General features: G+C 48.5%; 16 protein-coding genes. 12 read left to right on the forward strand and 4 right to left on the reverse strand.

Annotated features, from left to right (window positions below; all coding sequences use genetic code 11):
• Nucleotides 1–35: 35 nt before the first annotated feature.
• Together HGT71_RS09385 and metB are read right to left on the reverse strand one after the other, a co-directional pair.
• Nucleotides 36–2,471 (reverse strand): bifunctional aspartate kinase/homoserine dehydrogenase II, encoded by a 2,436-nt coding sequence (locus HGT71_RS09385; RefSeq protein WP_214217551.1) that lies wholly within the window; start codon nucleotides 2,469–2,471, stop codon nucleotides 36–38.
• Between the two features lie 2 nt (nucleotides 2,472–2,473).
• Nucleotides 2,474–3,637, reverse strand: coding sequence for a cystathionine gamma-synthase (metB, locus tag HGT71_RS09390; RefSeq protein WP_099824892.1), 1,164 nt, complete (start codon nucleotides 3,635–3,637; stop codon nucleotides 2,474–2,476).
• A gap of 259 nt (nucleotides 3,638–3,896) precedes the next feature.
• Between metB and metJ the strand changes: the two genes are divergently transcribed.
• The gene (gene metJ / locus HGT71_RS09395; RefSeq protein ID WP_048912975.1) at nucleotides 3,897–4,214 is read left to right on the forward strand and encodes a met regulon transcriptional regulator MetJ; all 318 of its coding nucleotides are present in this window, start codon (nucleotides 3,897–3,899) and stop codon (nucleotides 4,212–4,214) included.
• 84 nt (nucleotides 4,215–4,298) lie between these two features.
• On the opposite strand, the gene rpmE is transcribed toward metJ, so the two are convergent.
• A complete protein-coding gene (rpmE, locus tag HGT71_RS09400) occupies nucleotides 4,299–4,511 on the reverse strand; it encodes a 50S ribosomal protein L31 (protein WP_062814690.1) in 213 nt (70 codons plus the stop codon).
• Between the two features lie 231 nt (nucleotides 4,512–4,742).
• Here rpmE and priA point away from each other — a divergent pair, with 231 nt between their 5' ends.
• The 6 genes from priA (at nucleotide 4,743) to rraA (ending at nucleotide 11,895) form a co-directional block, all read left to right on the forward strand.
• Nucleotides 4,743–6,938 carry a primosomal protein N' gene (gene priA, locus HGT71_RS09405; RefSeq protein ID WP_214217552.1) on the forward strand — a complete coding sequence of 732 codons (2,196 nt, stop codon included), beginning with the start codon at nucleotides 4,743–4,745 and terminating at the stop codon, nucleotides 6,936–6,938.
• 149 nt (nucleotides 6,939–7,087) lie between these two features.
• On the forward strand, nucleotides 7,088–8,092 hold the full coding sequence (locus HGT71_RS09410) for a substrate-binding domain-containing protein (protein WP_244986478.1): 1,005 nt from the start codon (nucleotides 7,088–7,090) through the stop codon (nucleotides 8,090–8,092).
• Between the two features lie 157 nt (nucleotides 8,093–8,249).
• Complete coding sequence (ftsN, locus tag HGT71_RS09415; RefSeq protein ID WP_214217690.1) at nucleotides 8,250–9,314, forward strand: cell division protein FtsN; 1,065 nt, start codon at nucleotides 8,250–8,252, stop codon at nucleotides 9,312–9,314.
• Between the two features lie 87 nt (nucleotides 9,315–9,401).
• Nucleotides 9,402–9,938 (forward strand): ATP-dependent protease subunit HslV, encoded by a 537-nt coding sequence (hslV, locus tag HGT71_RS09420; protein WP_048912993.1) that lies wholly within the window; start codon nucleotides 9,402–9,404, stop codon nucleotides 9,936–9,938.
• A 3-nt stretch (nucleotides 9,939–9,941) separates the two neighbouring features.
• On the forward strand, nucleotides 9,942–11,276 hold the full coding sequence (gene hslU / locus HGT71_RS09425; RefSeq protein WP_214217553.1) for an ATP-dependent protease ATPase subunit HslU: 1,335 nt from the start codon (nucleotides 9,942–9,944) through the stop codon (nucleotides 11,274–11,276).
• Between the two features lie 130 nt (nucleotides 11,277–11,406).
• On the forward strand, nucleotides 11,407–11,895 hold the full coding sequence (gene rraA, locus HGT71_RS09430) for a ribonuclease E activity regulator RraA (RefSeq protein ID WP_214217554.1): 489 nt from the start codon (nucleotides 11,407–11,409) through the stop codon (nucleotides 11,893–11,895).
• Between the two features lie 40 nt (nucleotides 11,896–11,935).
• On the opposite strand, the gene zapB is transcribed toward rraA, so the two are convergent.
• Nucleotides 11,936–12,175, reverse strand: a complete 240-nt coding sequence (gene zapB / locus HGT71_RS09435; protein WP_048912981.1) for a cell division protein ZapB — start codon at nucleotides 12,173–12,175, stop codon at nucleotides 11,936–11,938.
• A 340-nt stretch (nucleotides 12,176–12,515) separates the two neighbouring features.
• Here zapB and HGT71_RS09440 point away from each other — a divergent pair, with 340 nt between their 5' ends.
• From HGT71_RS09440 to HGT71_RS09460, 5 genes are all read left to right on the forward strand, one after another.
• Nucleotides 12,516–13,367 carry an MIP/aquaporin family protein gene (locus HGT71_RS09440; RefSeq protein ID WP_214217555.1) on the forward strand — a complete coding sequence of 284 codons (852 nt, stop codon included), beginning with the start codon at nucleotides 12,516–12,518 and terminating at the stop codon, nucleotides 13,365–13,367.
• A gap of 25 nt (nucleotides 13,368–13,392) precedes the next feature.
• On the forward strand, nucleotides 13,393–14,904 hold the full coding sequence (gene glpK / locus HGT71_RS09445; protein ID WP_214217556.1) for a glycerol kinase GlpK: 1,512 nt from the start codon (nucleotides 13,393–13,395) through the stop codon (nucleotides 14,902–14,904).
• A 120-nt stretch (nucleotides 14,905–15,024) separates the two neighbouring features.
• Nucleotides 15,025–16,002 (forward strand): class II fructose-bisphosphatase, encoded by a 978-nt coding sequence (glpX, locus tag HGT71_RS09450; protein ID WP_214217557.1) that lies wholly within the window; start codon nucleotides 15,025–15,027, stop codon nucleotides 16,000–16,002.
• A 34-nt stretch (nucleotides 16,003–16,036) separates the two neighbouring features.
• Nucleotides 16,037–16,783 (forward strand): ferredoxin--NADP(+) reductase, encoded by a 747-nt coding sequence (gene fpr, locus HGT71_RS09455; RefSeq protein WP_048912986.1) that lies wholly within the window; start codon nucleotides 16,037–16,039, stop codon nucleotides 16,781–16,783.
• A 9-nt stretch (nucleotides 16,784–16,792) separates the two neighbouring features.
• Nucleotides 16,793–17,380: a DUF1454 family protein gene (locus HGT71_RS09460; RefSeq protein ID WP_214217558.1), complete on the forward strand. Its 588-nt coding sequence runs from the start codon at nucleotides 16,793–16,795 to the stop codon at nucleotides 17,378–17,380.
• The last annotated feature ends 54 nt before the right edge of the window (nucleotides 17,381–17,434 follow it).

Raw genomic sequence — 17,434 nt, forward strand, 5'->3', positions numbered from 1 at the left:
AAAAAAAGCACCTCATCAGGTGCTTTTTTTTTGACTTAAATTAGCTTGGCTAGTCGATTTAGATCCGAGAGTAGCGCCCCAGCGGTTACATCCCGCCCTGCTCCCGGTCCACGTATCACCAAGGGATTATCCCGATACCATCGGCTCTCAATTGCAAAAACATTATCGCCCGGCAAAAGTGCGGCAAGCGGGTGATCTGGACGCAGTGCTTCTAAACCAACCTTGGCTTTACCCCGCGTATCAAAGCGAGCGACATAGCGTAAGACCAAACCTAGCTCTTGAGCGGCATCGAAACGCTGCTGGATCTGCTCATCTAAGGCTTCGCTATTTTCGAAAAAGTAATCCATCGTATTTTCACGGCAAGCCTCTGGTACTAAGGACTCGACCTTCACTTGGTGAGGCTCAATATCCGACCCCGCTTCTCGCGCAAGGATTACCAATTTACGCATAACATCGATTCCGGAGAGGTCGACTCGTGGATCAGGTTCAGTAAGTCCCTGCTGCCACGCTTGATCGACTAACTCGCTAAAAGGAATCGATCCATCGTACTGTAAAAATAGCCAAGAGAGGGTGCCGGAAAAAATACCACTAATCGACAGAATCTTATCTCCCGAATTACGTAAATCCCTTACCGTATAATTAATAGGTAAGCCTGCGCCGACTGTTGCGTTCGTTAACCAATAACGTCCAGTCTTATCGAACGCATCACGGAGTTGTCGCCAACGCTGGTTGGAGGAGGCCCCAGCCACTTTATTAGCGCTGATCACGTGAAAACCGTAGCTCGCAAAATCTAAATACTGCTCGGCTAGCGCTTCATTAGCGGTGACATCGAGCACAACTAAATCATCGAATGGGTGATCACGCATCCAGAGAAAGAGCGATTCTTCATCTAAAGCTGTCGCATCTCGTTCGAAATTTGCCAAACTCTCTGCGGCATTAAGCCCTTCATAGCTGAGTAGACTTCGTCGACTGTTTGCAATACCGGCTAATACAAAATCCATCGCAGTACGGTCAGAAAGGTTCTCTTGTTCGCGAGAAAAGAGTTCTAACCAGCGAGAGCCAATGTTTCCCTTACCAAACAGTACGATACCTACACGCTTTTCAGCTCTAAACAAGGATTGGTGTAACCCCTGAACTATCGGGGGAAGCGCCGTTTTACGTAACACAGCAACTAAACTCAGCTTCTCATCCGATTGCCAAACAAACTCCACGGGTAGGTCTTTAATCTGTTGCCAAAAACGGTGGCAGTGAAGTGGGTTTTGCGTAACCCCTGCCCCCACCATTGCCACCAGCACCCGCCCTTCTCGTAAGCGTAGGCTAATAGGTAAGCCTGATGCTTGAAGCTGAGAAAGCGCGCTTTCAACTAATTCAGAGGTATAGCAAAGCTGCAGTAATTGGCGGTCACTGTGGACACCACGCGCTAAAGGCCGAAGCTGGGTACGAATTAAGAATTGGTCGACCTCTTTCAATAATTGAGTGAAATCGTGACGTGGTCCAATCTGTATTTCGATCAAGCAGACATCTTCATGACTGGTGACAATCCTCGCACCGGTTCCCGAAGCTAATACTCGTTCAATACGGGTTGAACCCACCTCAGGTTGATAACTGCACCGTAATTGCAGATCAATATGGCTCGTCGCCACAGGCTGTAACGTACGAGTATGCAGTACCGGAGCCGCAAGGCGTGCGAGTTCGGCGGCTTCATCAAGGCGTAATAAAGGTAGTAAGCAAGCATCCGAGACAATTCTTGGGTCGGCGCTAAAGACTCCGGCAACATCGCTCCAAATCGTGACACGCTTAACACCGGCCAACGCGCCTATTTGAGTCGCTGAGTAATCTGATCCATTGCGTCCGAGTAAAACGGTTTCACCTGCGCGGTTCGCAGAGATAAAACCCGTGATAACCAATCGCTTGTGTGGATACTGTGCCAAGATAGTTTGCAATAGCGGATAAGATTCGCCTTCATCCACTTGCGGTTGCCCGGAGCGTTCTGCTCGTAAGAATGTGCGCGCATCAATCCACTGTGCATCGATTCCGGAATGATTAAGCACAGCACTCATCAACCGAGCTGACCAAATCTCCCCGTGCCCGACCACTTTGGCATATAACGCATCGCTGCCCTCTCCATCTAAAAGGATAGATAAATGATCGACATCCGCGATAAATTGCTGAGCAATCGGCTCAGCTAACGCCTCGGGCAGTAAACTCTCCACCAGCTCTAGTTGATAGCGCCGTAAATGCTGTTGGACTTGGAAGGCGGATAGCCGATCAGTTTGACTCAGGCGATACCAATTAATCAGCTGATTCGTTGTACTCCCCGCAGCCGAAACCACCATAATGTCACCCACGTGACTGTATTCGGCCATGATTTCTGCAACGCGTAAGTAACAGCGTCGATCAGCAAGGCTGCTACCCCCAAACTTATGCAGCTGTCGTATCACTTCACTTTTCAGATCTATACCGCCGACCATAATTACTCCTGGGTAAGACGTTGGAACGCTTGGTCAAGATCAGCGATCAGATCGTTATGATCCTCAATTCCTACCGAAACGCGCAGCAAGGTATCAGAAATCCCTGCGGCGGCTCTAGCTTCTGCCGACATTCCAGCATGTGTCATCGTTGCAGTATGTGAAATTAAGCTCTCGACACCGCCTAATGATTCCGCAAGGGTAAAGAGTTTTAGCGATTTAAAGAATTGGCGTACCGTCTGTTCATCCCCAGCCAACTCAAAACTCAGCATGGCACCAAATCCACGTTGCTGGCGGCAAGCAAACTCATGACCTTGATTCTCTGGAAGTGAGGGATGGTAGAGCTTACTCACTAGAGGCTGATTTTTCAGATACTCAACAATTGCCAGCGCATTCTCTTGTGCAGCTTTCGTCCGCAGAGAAAGTGTCCGCATACCTCTTAATAAGAGATAACTATCAAACGCTGAACCGGTTACACCAATATTATTCGCCCACCACGCCAATTCAGTGGCTACTTGAGGGTCTTTAGCAATAACGGTACCGGCCACAATATCTGAGTGTCCATTAAGGTATTTCGTACAAGAGTGTACGACCAAATCAGCGCCGAGTTGAAGAGGGTTTTGCAGTGCCGGGCTTAGAAACGTATTATCGACAACGGTCACTGCGCCAACTGCACGGGCCGCTCGGCATAGCGCTTCAATATCGACTACCCTTAACAGAGGATTACTCGGGCTTTCGATTAAGAAAAGCTTAGGATTTAACGTTAAGGCCTCTTCTACGGCTTGCGGATCGCCTTGATCAATAAACTTCACATTAAAGGCGCCGCGTTTTTGTAAGCTATCAAACAGTCGATAACTTCCCCCATAACAGTCATGCGGTGCAATCAGCCAGTCGCCGGGTTTTAGAAACACGGTGGTCACAAGCATAATGGCTGACATACCGGTATTCGTCATCACCGCACCAGCACCCCCCTCTAATTCCGCTAAGGCTTGTTGGACAACATCCCGCGAGGGATTACCACGACGAGAATAATCGTGCGCCCGAGGTTGATTGTAATCCGTGAAGTTATAGGTGGTCGAAAGATGGATGGGAGGAACGACGCAGCCATATTGGTGATCTTCATTTAATCCACTGCGTACCGCAATTGTTGCCTGCTTGAATTGTGTCATAGGGAAGTAACCAAGAGTCATAAAGTGATCCTTAGCATATCCTTGCAGAAAATAGACGTCAACACATCTAGACATCCAAATAGATTTGCGTGTAGATTGAGCAATAGGTAGATAAGAGGTAAAATCAGACCATAATGTCCGGTCTTAGAAGAGAATAGTTGCTTTTGACGGCCCTTGGACCAATAAATCCAGTTTTATCTGCGATATCTGGCATAATAAGCTGAATTCAAGTAATTAACATTTATTAATAAGGTACCCCATGGCTGAGTGGAATGCCGAATATATCAGCCCTTATGCTGAACATGGCAAAAAAAGTGAGCAAGTAAAGAAAATCACTGTTTCTATCCCGCTAAAAGTATTGAAAATCTTAACGGATGAGAGAACGCGTCGGCAGGTTAATAATTTACGTCACGCGACCAACAGCGAGCTATTGTGCGAAGCTTTTCTACATGCCTTTACTGGCCAGCCTTTGCCAGATGATAACGATTTGCGAAAAGAAAGAAGTGATGAGATCCCTGAAACGGCAAAATTAATTATGCGAGAGATGGGCATTGATCCCGATACTTGGGACTACTAGCGAAACGCTTTTTACCCCCATAAAAAAACCCGGCATTTGCCGGGTTTTTTATACAGCGGGGAAGACCCCCACTGATCAAGAAACTTATTTAGAGCTTGGGATGCTGAAACGCTTGTTGAAGCGATCAACACGACCACCAGTGTCTACAACACGTTGCTTACCGGTGTAGAATGGGTGGCAGTTACCGCATACGTCTAAGTTTAAAGGCTGACGCAGGGTTGAACGCGTTTCGATTACGTTACCGCAAGAGCAAGAAATGGTAACGTTGTTATATTCTGGATGAATACCTTTTTTCATGGGATAACCTCAGTAGAAGGCCGTGTCGCTCTCCGTGCCAAGCTTAGCTTGCACAGCACCACACGCGATTGAACAATAATATAAGTGTATGTCTTCGTCGCGTAATAAGACCGCTGTCTAACGAAGGCCCATATTATACAGAAAATAGACAACAACATGCAAATGACGATTTCAAACACTTCACGATCAGCGGTACACTTGCCGTTTCGGTTCACTGAGTATGAGTAATGCATGACCATCATTAAGGTAGCTTTACCGGTTCCTCTCCCCAAACTGTATGACTACACTGCAGACCCTGCGCAGGTCCCCCAAATAGGGTGTCGTGTCCGCGTAAATTTCGGTCGCCGTAAGATGATAGGAATCGTGGTAACACACAGTGCGAGCAGTGACCTCAGTGCCGAACAACTTAAGCCTATTGATGAAATTCTCGATACCGAGAGCCTTTTTACGCCCAGTCTTTGGGCGTTATTGACTTGGTCAAGCGGTTATTATCATTACCCTCTGGGTGAAATTCTGTTTCACGCTATCCCCTCTCACCTTCGTCAAGGAAAAGAAGCGCGCAAAGCAATTGAGTATGAATGGCGACTCACCGATATGGGGCGCGTTATCGACCCAAGTGAGATTAAGCGTTCGGAGAAACAGCGCCAAGCAGTCATGCTCCTACGACAAGGTGGATTATTACGATCAGCGGTCGCTGACCACGACTTACCAGAAAGTACGTTCCAAGCGCTGCGTAAAAAAGGGTGGAGCGATCTCTATGAGCTTGCTGAATCACTCGACGATTGGCGTCCTCAGTTTCGCGTTCTCGGTGACCGACTTAAATTAACCACCGAGCAAGCCACCGCGGTCGGGGCGATTCATAGTACGACTCAGCAATTTAGCCCATGGCTATTGGCAGGCATTACAGGTTCTGGGAAAACTGAGGTATACCTCAGCGTTATCGAAAATATTCTTGCACAAGGGAAACAAGCCCTCGTCTTAGTCCCAGAAATAGGGCTAACCCCGCAAACTATCGCCCGCTTTCGGGAACGCTTTCAGGCGCCCGTCGAAGTTCTCCACTCTGGGCTGAATGATAGCGAGCGTCTCAGTGTGTGGCTGAAAAGTAAAACGGGTGAAGCAGCAATTATCATTGGTACCCGCTCAGCCATTTTTACGCCCTTAGCCCGACCCGGTGTAATCATTGTCGATGAAGAACACGATAGCTCTTATAAGCAACAAGATGGCTGGCGCTATCATGCTCGTGATCTCGCCGTCTTTCGGGCCAATAAAGAAAAGATACCGGTCATCCTTGGCTCAGCTACGCCTGCCTTGGAAACCTTGCATAATGTCCGCGTCGGCAAGTACCGTCAGCTCAACCTAACTCGGCGAGCGGGTAATGCAACCACCGCTCAGCAGCAGCTTATTGATCTCAAATCGGTAACCCTACAATCGGGGTTATCACCACAACTGATTAGACGCATTCATGCCCATCTTCAAGCCGGTAATCAAGCGCTACTCTTTCTTAACCGACGTGGATACGCGCCAGCATTACTCTGTCACGACTGCGGATGGTTAGCGGAGTGCCAACGTTGTGACCACTACTATACTTACCATCAGCAGCAACGTAGCCTGCGCTGTCACCATTGTGACAGTCAGCGGCCAATCCCCTGGCAATGCCCTGAATGTGGCTCCTCTCATCTTATGCCCGCAGGGTTAGGGACCGAACAACTTGAAGAACACTTACAGCAATTATTTCCTGATACGCCTCTGACCCGTATTGACCGTGATACCACGCGTAGAAAAGGGATGCTTGAACAGCATCTTGAGCAAATTCATCAAGGTGGGCCGCGAATTCTGATTGGGACACAGATGCTCGCCAAAGGCCATCACTTCCCCGATGTGACCTTAGTGGCATTGTTGGATGTCGATGGAGCACTATTTTCCGCAGATTTCCGGGCAACTGAGCATTTCGCACAACTTTATGTGCAAGTGGCTGGCCGAGCTGGGCGCGCGGGTAAACAAGGTGAAGTGTTGCTGCAAACTCATCAACCGGAGCATCCTCTCCTGCAAACCTTACTCAGTAAAGGCTATTTTCAGTTCGCTACTGAAACGCTCGCCCTCCGGCAACAATTACAACTGCCGCCTTATTCTAGCCAAGCTATCTTTCGTGCCGAACATCAAGATAGCGACCAAACGGAGCGTTTCTTACAGCAGTTACGTAACCTCATCGAATCAAGTCCATTAAAAGATGAGGAATGTTGGATTATCGGTCCGGTCCCCGCCCTGCATGCTAAACGTCAAGGACGTTGGCGTTGGCAACTCGTCATTCAAAGCCCCTCGCGGGGACGGTTACAAAAACTCCTTTCGCAGAGCTTGCTGCTGGTGGGTACGTTGGCTGGCGATAAAAAGGTTAAATGGTCTTTGGATATCGACCCAACAGACAGCTAAGCACTAAAGGTTGTGAAGTAACTCTTAAAATTAATCGATGAATAACAATTAGTTAGTTGGCTTTGTTACGCTCTCTTTTATTCGAGGGCTGACATAACACGACTCAGCAACTGATTGACATAGAATCTTATTCATTGAGGCGTTATCCATTGAAAACTACTCCAAATCCCTCCTCAGCAACCATGAAAGCGGTAGCCTTAGCAGCGGGCGTCTCGACCGCAACGGTATCGCGTGTGTTTACTGCACCGGAAAAAGTCTCACCGACCACTCGGCAACGTGTCGAATCCGCTGCGATAACCTTAGGTTATTCAACCGCCCCCCTTTTTCCGCGTGGGATAACCCCTCGTTGGCGTAAGGTTCTAGTGATTATTGCCGATGTCACCGACAGTTTTTACAGCGAGATCATCCGTGGTATCGAGATGCAAGCAAGCCAACAACACTGCTTAATCACTCTGGTCGACTGCGCCCATCAATCGATCAATCGTTGTCTCCCCGAAACGAGAGGCTTACCCGATGACTACGATGGTCTACTCTATGTGGGGCTTTCCCCCTCATCTCTTGACCGTCCCCCTTCACTGCCCAGTGTGGTAATTAATGAATACTCTTCCGATCATGGTGCCCCCACTTTGCACATTGATAATTTAAGCGCCGCCTTCAACGCCGTTAATTATCTTATTCAACGCGGCCACCACCGTATTGCCTGTGTCACCGGACCTGAAGACTTAGCTATTTGCCAATACCGACGACAAGGCTATCTGCAAGCATTACAACGGCATAACCTTACCTTGAATCCCTACTTTATTACTCGGGGTGATTTCACGTTCAAATCAGGGATAGCCGCTGCCGGACACCTTTTGACCCTGACTCCACCGCCCGATGCCATTTTTTGCCACAACGATAGAATGGCGCTCGGGGTGATGTATCGTGCTAAACAACTCGGTATTGTGATACCAAGGCAGCTCTCTGTCATTGGGTTTGATGATATTGAAGAGAGTCAATATGCCGACCCACCGCTCACGACCGTTGCACAACCGAGAGTCGCTCAAGGTGAAGCCGCAATTTCTTTATTAATAACGCTTATGGAAGGAAAACCACTTATTAATCGGTCCTATCTGTTGGAAACTGAACTTATTTTACGGCAGTCTACGCGCTAGGCTCCATTACCGAAAAATTTCACTCCAAATAATAAAAATCTCAACTAGAGTTTACTGGTCAAACTTCATTCGGTTAAGTAACATAGTGGTAATTGTTATTAATCAATTCTTCAGGCAATCTTGCCTTTCAGCTGGCTTAAATAATATCGGTACCGGTGTGGCACAAAAAGACTATGTAGGACGCGGACGTTCATCAACGACGCAACGAAAAAAAAATAATAGCCGACGTAAAAACTCTAAGGCGAATACTGGTATTTCTAAGGTAATTGTTGTTATTGCTGCAGCAGCTTTAGTGCTTTTTATCGGTGTATTAGCACTGCTTGCTCACCATAAGAAACAAGCAGAAAAAGAAGCCGCCCCTCATAAGACAACCACCAATGGACTGCCTCCTAAACCTGAAGAGCGCTGGAAATATATAAAAGAGTTAGAGAACCGCCAAATAACGGTACCTAGCCCAGTCGAACCTAGCGCGGGTGGCGAGGTAAAATCGCCGACACAGCTTACCGATGAGCAGCGCCAGCTATTAGCACAAATGGCTGAAGACATGCGCCAGCAACCTACGCAACTGAGCGAAGTTCCATGGAACCAGCAAACGCCTGAACAGCAACAGCAAACTATTCGCCAGCAGCAGCAAAATGCCGCGCTACAACGTAAGTATCAACAGCAAGAGCAGCAATTTATTTCGCAGCAGCAGCAGCTTAACCAGTCTCACCCCGCTCAAGCTGCCAATAAAGCGCTTCAAGAGCAGAATCGACAAATACAGCTACAACATGAACGCCAACAAAAAGCCTATGCTGAACAGCAAAAAAAGATTGAGCTTGATCGCCAACAACAGGCATACCGCGAACAGCAGAAGCAGCGTCAACAATTAGAGCGTCAAATTCAGCAACAGCAGCACAGTGCACCGATCACCGCGGCTAAGCCAAGTCAGCCGCAACCTGAGAAAGTGGCTCCGGCAACGCCTGCCTCACCTCCCGCCGCAACCGAGGCATCGTCCAAACATTGGTTAATTCAATGTGGATCGTTTAAAGGTGCAACCCAAGCAGAGTCGACGCGCGCGAAGCTCGCATTTGAAGGATTTGAAAGCCGTGTAACCACAGGTGGCGGCTGGAATCGGGTGGTTATTGGCCCTTACACTCAGCGCTCAAAAATCGATTCCGTGGTTAAACAGTTAAAAAATTCTGGACATACAAACTGTATAACTCTCTCTGTAGGGGGTTGAAAGTCATAAACCCACCCCCATATGCTCTGGTAAGTGACTCCGCGCTTTGTCGCGGAGTTTTTATTTCAAGAGATTAAGGGGCAGCCCGTGACAACGATAGTAAGCATACGACGTAACGGTAAAGTCGTCATTGGCGGTGACGGCCAGGCAACGCTCGGTAACACTGTAATGAAAGGCAACGTGAAAAAAGTCCGTCGTCTTTATAACGATAAAGTCATCGCTGGTTTTGCGGGAGGCACCGCAGATGCCTTCACACTTTTTGAACTTTTTGAGCGTAAGCTTGAAATGCACCAAGGCCACTTGGTGAAAGCTGCCGTTGAGCTGGCTAAAGATTGGCGAACGGATCGTATGCTACGTCGTCTAGAAGCGCTTCTCGCTGTCGCGGATGAGAATGCCTCACTGATTATCAGCGGTAATGGCGACGTTATCCAACCAGAAAACGACCTGATTGCTATTGGTTCAGGTGGCCCTTATGCCCAAGCAGCAGCGCGGGCGATGCTCGAAAACACAGAATTAGATGCTCGTGAGATTACCGAAAAAGCGTTAGAAATCGCCGGTGATATCTGTATTTATACCAACCACAATCTCACGATCGAAGAACTCAACTCAGGGGATAAGGAGTAAGTTATGTCTGAAATGACTCCTCGCGAAATCGTCAGTGAACTGAATCGGTTCATTATTGGCCAAGATAATGCTAAACGCGCGGTTTCGATCGCACTCCGTAACCGTTGGCGTCGTATGCAGCTTAACGATGAGCTGCGCCATGAAGTCACACCGAAAAATATCTTAATGATTGGTCCAACGGGTGTGGGTAAAACAGAGATTGCCCGCCGCCTCGCTAAGCTTGCTAATGCACCGTTCATTAAAGTAGAAGCGACGAAATTCACCGAAGTGGGTTACGTCGGTAAAGAAGTCGACTCCATTATCCGCGACTTAACTGAAGCAGCGGTAAAAATGGTACGTTCGCAGGCGATCGAGAAGAACAAAGCGCGTGCAGTTGAACATGCTGAAGACCGTGTTCTCGATGTCCTGATCCCCCCTGCAAAAAATAACTGGGGACAATCTGAAAGTTCTCAAGAAGAGTCATCGACCCGCCAATCTTTCCGTAAAAAACTACGCGAAGGACAGCTGGACGATAAAGAAATCGAGATTGACTTAGCCGCGTCGCCGATGGATGTCGAAATCATGGCACCTCCAGGTATGGAAGAGATGACGAATCAGCTTCAATCTATGTTCCAAAACATGGATAACCAGAAGCAGAAATCGCGCAAGCTGAAAATCAAAGACGCCATGAAATTGCTGATTGAGGAAGAGGCTGCACGCCTCGTCAATCCAGAAGAGCTTAAGCAACAAGCTATCGAGGCGGTCGAGCAGCACGGCATCGTCTTTATCGATGAAATCGATAAAATTTGTAAGCGTGGCGGACAATCTTCAGGTCCAGACGTGTCTCGTGAAGGGGTACAACGTGACCTGCTACCGTTGGTTGAGGGGTGTACGGTTTCGACTAAACACGGTACGGTGAAAACTGACCATATCCTGTTTATCGCATCCGGTGCCTTCCAAGTGGCGAGCCCGTCTGACCTGATCCCTGAATTACAAGGGCGTCTGCCGATTCGTGTCGAATTACAAGCCCTAACGGTGAATGATTTCGAGCGTATTCTGACTGAACCGACAGCCTCCGTAACGGTGCAGTACAAGGCATTGATGGAAACCGAGGGTGTGAATATCGATTTCACCGACGACGGAATCCGACGTATTGCCGAAGCGGCATGGCAGGTCAACGAAACTACCGAAAATATCGGTGCGCGTCGCCTCTATACCGTACTGGAGAAGCTGGTAGAAGATATCTCCTTCGAGGCCAGCGATCGCTCTGGCGAGACCGTTACGATTGATGCGGACTACGTCAGCAAGCACTTAGATGTACTCGTTGCAGATGAAGATCTAAGCCGCTTCATTCTCTAACCCGTCCCGTTACCCAGAGCGATATGCTTTGGGTAACGCCCTGCTTACGCCCGACCCTCCCCAAGAACTTTGCCGCCACACCGAGAAAGAGATATACTTAGTCTACCTCTGGCAACCAGATGAAACGACTATGAAATATGATACTTCCGAACTCTGTGATATCTACCATGAAGAAGTTAACGTGGTTGAACCCCTTTTCTCTAACTTTGGGGGCCGTACCTCGTTTGGTGGACAGATCACAACAGTAAAATGTTTCGAAGATAATGGGCTGCTCTACGATCTGCTTGAAGAAGATGGCTCAGGGAAAGTTTTACTTGTAGATGGTGGTGGCTCAGTAAGACGTGGGTTGGTGGATGCGCAACTTGCTCAGTTAGCAGTGAGTAACCATTGGGAAGGGATTATTCTTTATGGCTCTGTGCGCCAAGTCGATGAACTTGCAGAGTTAGATATCGGTATCCAAGCCATCGCCGCTATTCCAGCAGGTGCCTCAGGAGACGGTATAGGCGAAAGCGATATTCGTGTCAATTTCGGCGGCGTCACCTTTTTCTCCGGTGATTATGTCTATGCCGATAACACTGGGATCATCCTCTCTGATACAGCATTAACCGAAGACGAGTAATGGTCGTAACGGCGGACAGTGATACTGCCCGCCCGTTTTCTTATACTTCTTCCATCTTACCTAGCAGAGCACGTAAACGCTCTTGCCACTGCGTTTGCTCTTCTTTTAGCTGTTGATTTTCACGGGTGAGTGACTCGTGATTACCGACCGCTTGTTGAGCATCTTGCTTAAGCGCACTGTTTTGCTCTTTTAATTCTTCAATTTCCATTTGTAGCAGGGTAATGGTGTCAATCGCCTGCTGTACTTTCGCTTCCAATTTCTCAAACATTTCAAATGACATTGTTACTATCTCCAATTAACGCCAGGCGTTGAAAACCGCATCCTTCAATATATCGCAATGATACATTATAAAGCCGCGCTGATAGTCCGATTGTATGGAGGGCAGCGGTGCAAGTCCAGAGGGGAAACCATTTCAAGAGTAGTCTGCCCATTTTTTTCGCCTTCAAAACGCCAAAAGAAAAAGAGAATATGCGAAAACGCGCATTTTTTTTGACCAAGTACACATATTTAGCGTGCGGTATTTTGCGTTTTTTTTCGTTAACGATAAATTCACAAGAAAAATACATTTGAGTATTTTGTAAAACTCAAATACTGTCTCTCTCTCCGTCAAGGAATACGCTATGAGTAAATCAACCAACACGCTCACTGGTCAGTGTATTGCAGAATTTATAGGTACTGGCTTAATTATCTTTTTTGGCGTCGGTTGTGTCTCTGCGCTGAAATTGGCCGGTGCAAATTTTGGCCAATGGGAAATCAGTATTGTCTGGGGTCTTGCCGTGGCGATGGGTGCTTACGTCAGCGCAGGCGTGTCAGGCGCTCACCTTAACCCGGCGGTCAGCATTGCATTATGTGTGTTTGGCAACTTCGAGGCCCGTAAGCTTTTCCCTTATATCTTCGCACAGACGGCTGGCGCTTTCTGTTCGGCTGCCTTAGTGTACGGTCTATACCAAAGCCTCTTTATTGACTACGAACAAACGCATCATATCGTTCGCGGCACCTTAGATAGCTTACCGATGGCAGGGATCTTCTCAACCTACCCCGATGCACATCTCTCTATTGCCCAAGCGTTCTTAATTGAAATGACGATTACTGCGGTATTAATGGGTGTCATCATGGGCCTGACCGATGACGGTAACGGTATACCTCGCGGACCTTTAGCTCCTCTATTAATCGGTTTACTGGTCGCTGCCATTGGTGCCGCCTTTGGCCCGCTGACCGGTTTTGCCCTAAACCCTGCGCGTGACTTCGGTCCTAAACTGTTTGCCGATTTAGCGGGATGGGGACATTTAGCGCTAACGGGGGGTAAAGATATCCCTTACTTCTTAGTGCCTGTCTTTGCCCCCGTTGTTGGTGCATTGGTCGGCGCATTTTTGTACCGGGCCCTGATTGGCCGCCATCTTCCCTTAGCAGTACAAGTCGAACCTGAGGCAATCTCTGCTGAAAAGACCACTGTACAAGAACGTAAAGTATAAATTTCACGGCGAATAGGAACTCACTATGTCTATCAAAGAAAAAAAATATATCGTCGCGCTCGACCAAGGAACAACTAGCTCTAGAGCCGTTATTCTTGATCACGATGCGAACATCGTCGCCGTTTCACAACGTGAGTTCGAGCAAATATACCCGAAAACCGGCTGGGTAGAACATGACCCAATGGATATTTGGGCGACACAAAGCTCGACGCTGGTCGAAGTCTTAGCCCATGCCGACATTAGTTCAGATGAAGTCGCAGCGATCGGTATCACTAACCAGCGCGAAACTACGATTGTGTGGGACAAAGAAACGGGTAAACCGATTTATAATGCCATCGTCTGGCAGGATCCCCGTACCGCCGATTATTGTTCAGGGTTAAAAGACCAAGGCTACGAAGATTATATCCGTGACACCACTGGCCTCGTCATCAACCCTTACTTCTCAGGGACTAAGGTTAAGTGGATTCTTGATCACGTTGAAGGGTCACGCGAACGAGCGAAACGCGGTGAACTTCTCTTTGGAACCGTCGATACCTGGTTAGTGTGGAAAATGACTCAAGGCCGTGTGCATATTACGGACTATACCAATGCCTCACGTACCATGCTCTTTAACATCCACACCTTAGAGTGGGATCAGAAGATGCTGGATTTACTTGATATCCCGCGTGAAATTTTACCGGAGGTCAAAGCATCTTCAGAGGTATACGGCCAAACCAATATCGGCGGTAAGGGCGGCACGCGTATTCCGATTGCTGGGATAGCGGGCGACCAACAGGCAGCACTTTACGGACAACTTTGTGTTCAACCCGGTATGGCAAAAAATACCTACGGTACCGGCTGCTTTATGCTGATGAATACCGGTAAAGAAGCGATCACCTCGAAAAACGGATTATTAACGACCATCGCGTGTGGCCCGCGGGGTGAAGTGAATTACGCGTTAGAAGGCGCGGTCTTTATCGGAGGGGCATCGATTCAATGGTTACGTGACGAACTTAAACTCTTTAATGATGCCGACGATTCAGAATACTTTGCTAACAAGGTAAAAGATTCTAATGGCGTTTACATGGTGCCCGCCTTTACTGGCTTAGGCGCACCCTATTGGGACCCCTATGCGCGTGGAGCCATCTTTGGCCTCACCCGTGGTGCGAATTCTAACCATATTATTCGGGCGACATTAGAATCGATCGCCTTCCAAACGCGCGATGTGTTGGAAGCGATGCAGCATGATGCGAATACCCGTTTACAAACACTACGCGTCGATGGCGGAGCGGTAGCCAATAATTTCCTCATGCAATTCCAAGCCGATATTTTAGGTGCGCATGTGGAACGTCCTGAAGTTAAAGAAGTTACGGCGTTAGGCGCGGCTTACTTGGCAGGCCTTGCTGTGGGATTCTGGAACGATTTAGAAGAAGTGCGTTCGAAATCAGTTGTGGAGAAAGAATTCCGCCCTTCCATTGAAACGACCGAACGTAATTATCGTTACGCGGGATGGAAAAAAGCGGTCTCACGCGTCAGAGGTTGGGAAAAAGAAGAATAGCACCCAGAGTGCTAAACAATAGCACTCACTGCCTCCTGCACTCTGCAGGGGGCATCCCTCCCCTTTCCTCGCTATGTTACACTGAGTCCCTGTTTTCTCTGACTAACCTAATGACTCAGTATGAAACACACACTCACACAACCCTTCAATTACGTGACCGAAGCTGCAGCAATCGCTGGTTTTCGGTGGCTCGGACGAGGTGATAAAAACCTCGCAGACGGTGCAGCGGTGATCGCGATGCGCCAGCAACTCAATGCTATGCCTATTGACGGAACTATCGTGATTGGCGAAGGCGAAATTGACGATGCCCCCATGCTTTATATCGGCGAAAAAGTTGGGCACGCGTCTGGCCAGCGAATCGATATTGCGGTCGATCCAATAGAAGGCACGAGGATGACGGCCTTTGGTCAAGGGAATGCTTTGTCGGTGATGGCGGTGGCCGAAGCTGGCACGCTGCTCCATGCCCCAGATATGTATATGGAGAAGTTGATTGTTGGCCCTGCAGCAAAAGGGGTTATCGATCTGCATCTCACTCTCGAAGAGAACCTACGACGTATTAGCCAGGCATTGCATAAAAACCTCGCTGACTTAACGGTATCGATCCTCGACAAGCCACGTCATGCGCCGGTTATCGCTGCCCTTTATCAGCTAGGGGTTCGGGTTTTCACCTTTCCCGATGGAGATGTTTCCGCGTCGCTATTAACCTGTTTCCCTGACCAACCTATCGATGTCATGTACGGTATCGGCGGCGCGCCGGAGGGCGTTATTTCTGCCGCGGCCATCCGGGCGCTAGGGGGGGATATGCAGGCTCGCTTACTCACCCGCGAACAGGTCAAAGGCTGTAGCGCTGAAAACAGTCTCGCCAGTCGCGAGGAAACGACCCGTTGCCAAGCGATGGGACTGACACTGGGGCAAGTGCTTCGATTAGACGATCTGGCGAAAAGCGACAATGTATTATTCAGCGCAACGGGAATTACCGATGGCGATCTACTGAAAGGCGTTAAGGCTTCAGAGTCGTCGATAACGACCCATAGTTTACTGATTGACGGTCAACGTCAAAGCCAGCAATGGATTAAAACGGTCAGTAGCTTGACCTGATAATAACGAAAATAGTGACTTACTGGAGGCAATGATGGCGGTTTGGTGTACAGGAAAAATTATTGAGGTCAAGGCGTGGACTGACACCCTTTTTAGTTTAATTGTCGATGCGCCCATCGCGCCTTTTACTGCAGGGCAATTTGCAAAACTTAGCCTAACGCTTGAAGGTGAGACCGTGCAGCGGGCATATTCTTATGTTAATGCCCCCAGCCAAACACCTCTGGAGTTTTATCTTGTCCATGTCCCCGAAGGACGGCTAAGCCCAGCACTGTTATCACTGAAACCCGGTGACGAAGTATTAGTCACCGAAGAGGCCGCCGGGTATTTTGTATTAGATGAGGTCCCCGACGCCAAAGAACTATGGATGATTGCGACTGGCACGGCTATCGGCCCCTATCTTTCTATTTTAGCGCAAGGCGACGACCTAGAGCGCTTCGAGACGATTATTCTGGTTCATGCCGCCCGTTATGCTGCCGACCTAAGTTATGTCCCGTTATTCCACGAACTCCAGCAGCGCTATGGCGATAAATTACGGATACAAACGGTCGTTAGTCGAGAAGACTCTGCGGAGAGTTTACGGGGGCGCGTCCCGGCATTACTGGATGACGGCACATTAGAAGACGCAGTGGGCACGCACATCTCTGCTGAACAGAGCCATGTTATGATCTGTGGTAACCCAGAGATGGTGAGAGAAACTCAAAAGTATCTTAAAGAACAACGTGGGCTGCGTAAGCATCTTCGCAGAAAACCCGGTCATATCACCAGTGAACACTATTGGTAAGGGACTCGCATGCGATACGCCGCTTATTTTTCCCTAATACTCCTTTGCTGCGGGGTGGCCAAGCAGGTCAATGCGCATCCTGTATCGATGCCATTACCCGAAACGGCCCCTTACCTATCGCCTGATGCTCCCACCTTTGAGCTAACGATCACTCAATTTCGCCAGCAATTTAGCCAACAATTCCCCACCACTCCTCTGCAAGAATTTCGGGCGATTAAAACAGGATCAATGCAGAAATTAGTGACTATTGCAGCGACCAAAATCAGTGAAACGGTCTATGCCTCGACCGCGCTAGAAGTGGGAACGGCAAAAATTAAATCGATCCAGCTCACCTGGCTGCCGGTACCAGGAAATCAAGCCACCGTCTCTCGCCAGCAAGCCATGAGCTATATCACCAATATCATTCACTTTTTCTCACCACAACTGACGACTAAGCAGTGCCGTGAATACCTCGAACAACTGTTGACGGTGGGAAAAGGGAAAGCTTATACGCTATCGAATGAAGGCGCGGTACGGTATATTTTGTCTGATAAAGGTGAAGGGGGCATGACCTTTGCTGCAGAACCCGTTAAATTGATACTCAGTGAGACCAAATGATCCACCGGTTTGTGATCCTACGCAAGTTGGGGGCTTCGACACAGTTTATAGTGA

The organism is Rosenbergiella epipactidis (genome assembly GCF_018494055.1).
Classification (GTDB): Bacteria; Pseudomonadota; Gammaproteobacteria; order Enterobacterales; family Enterobacteriaceae; genus Rosenbergiella; species Rosenbergiella epipactidis.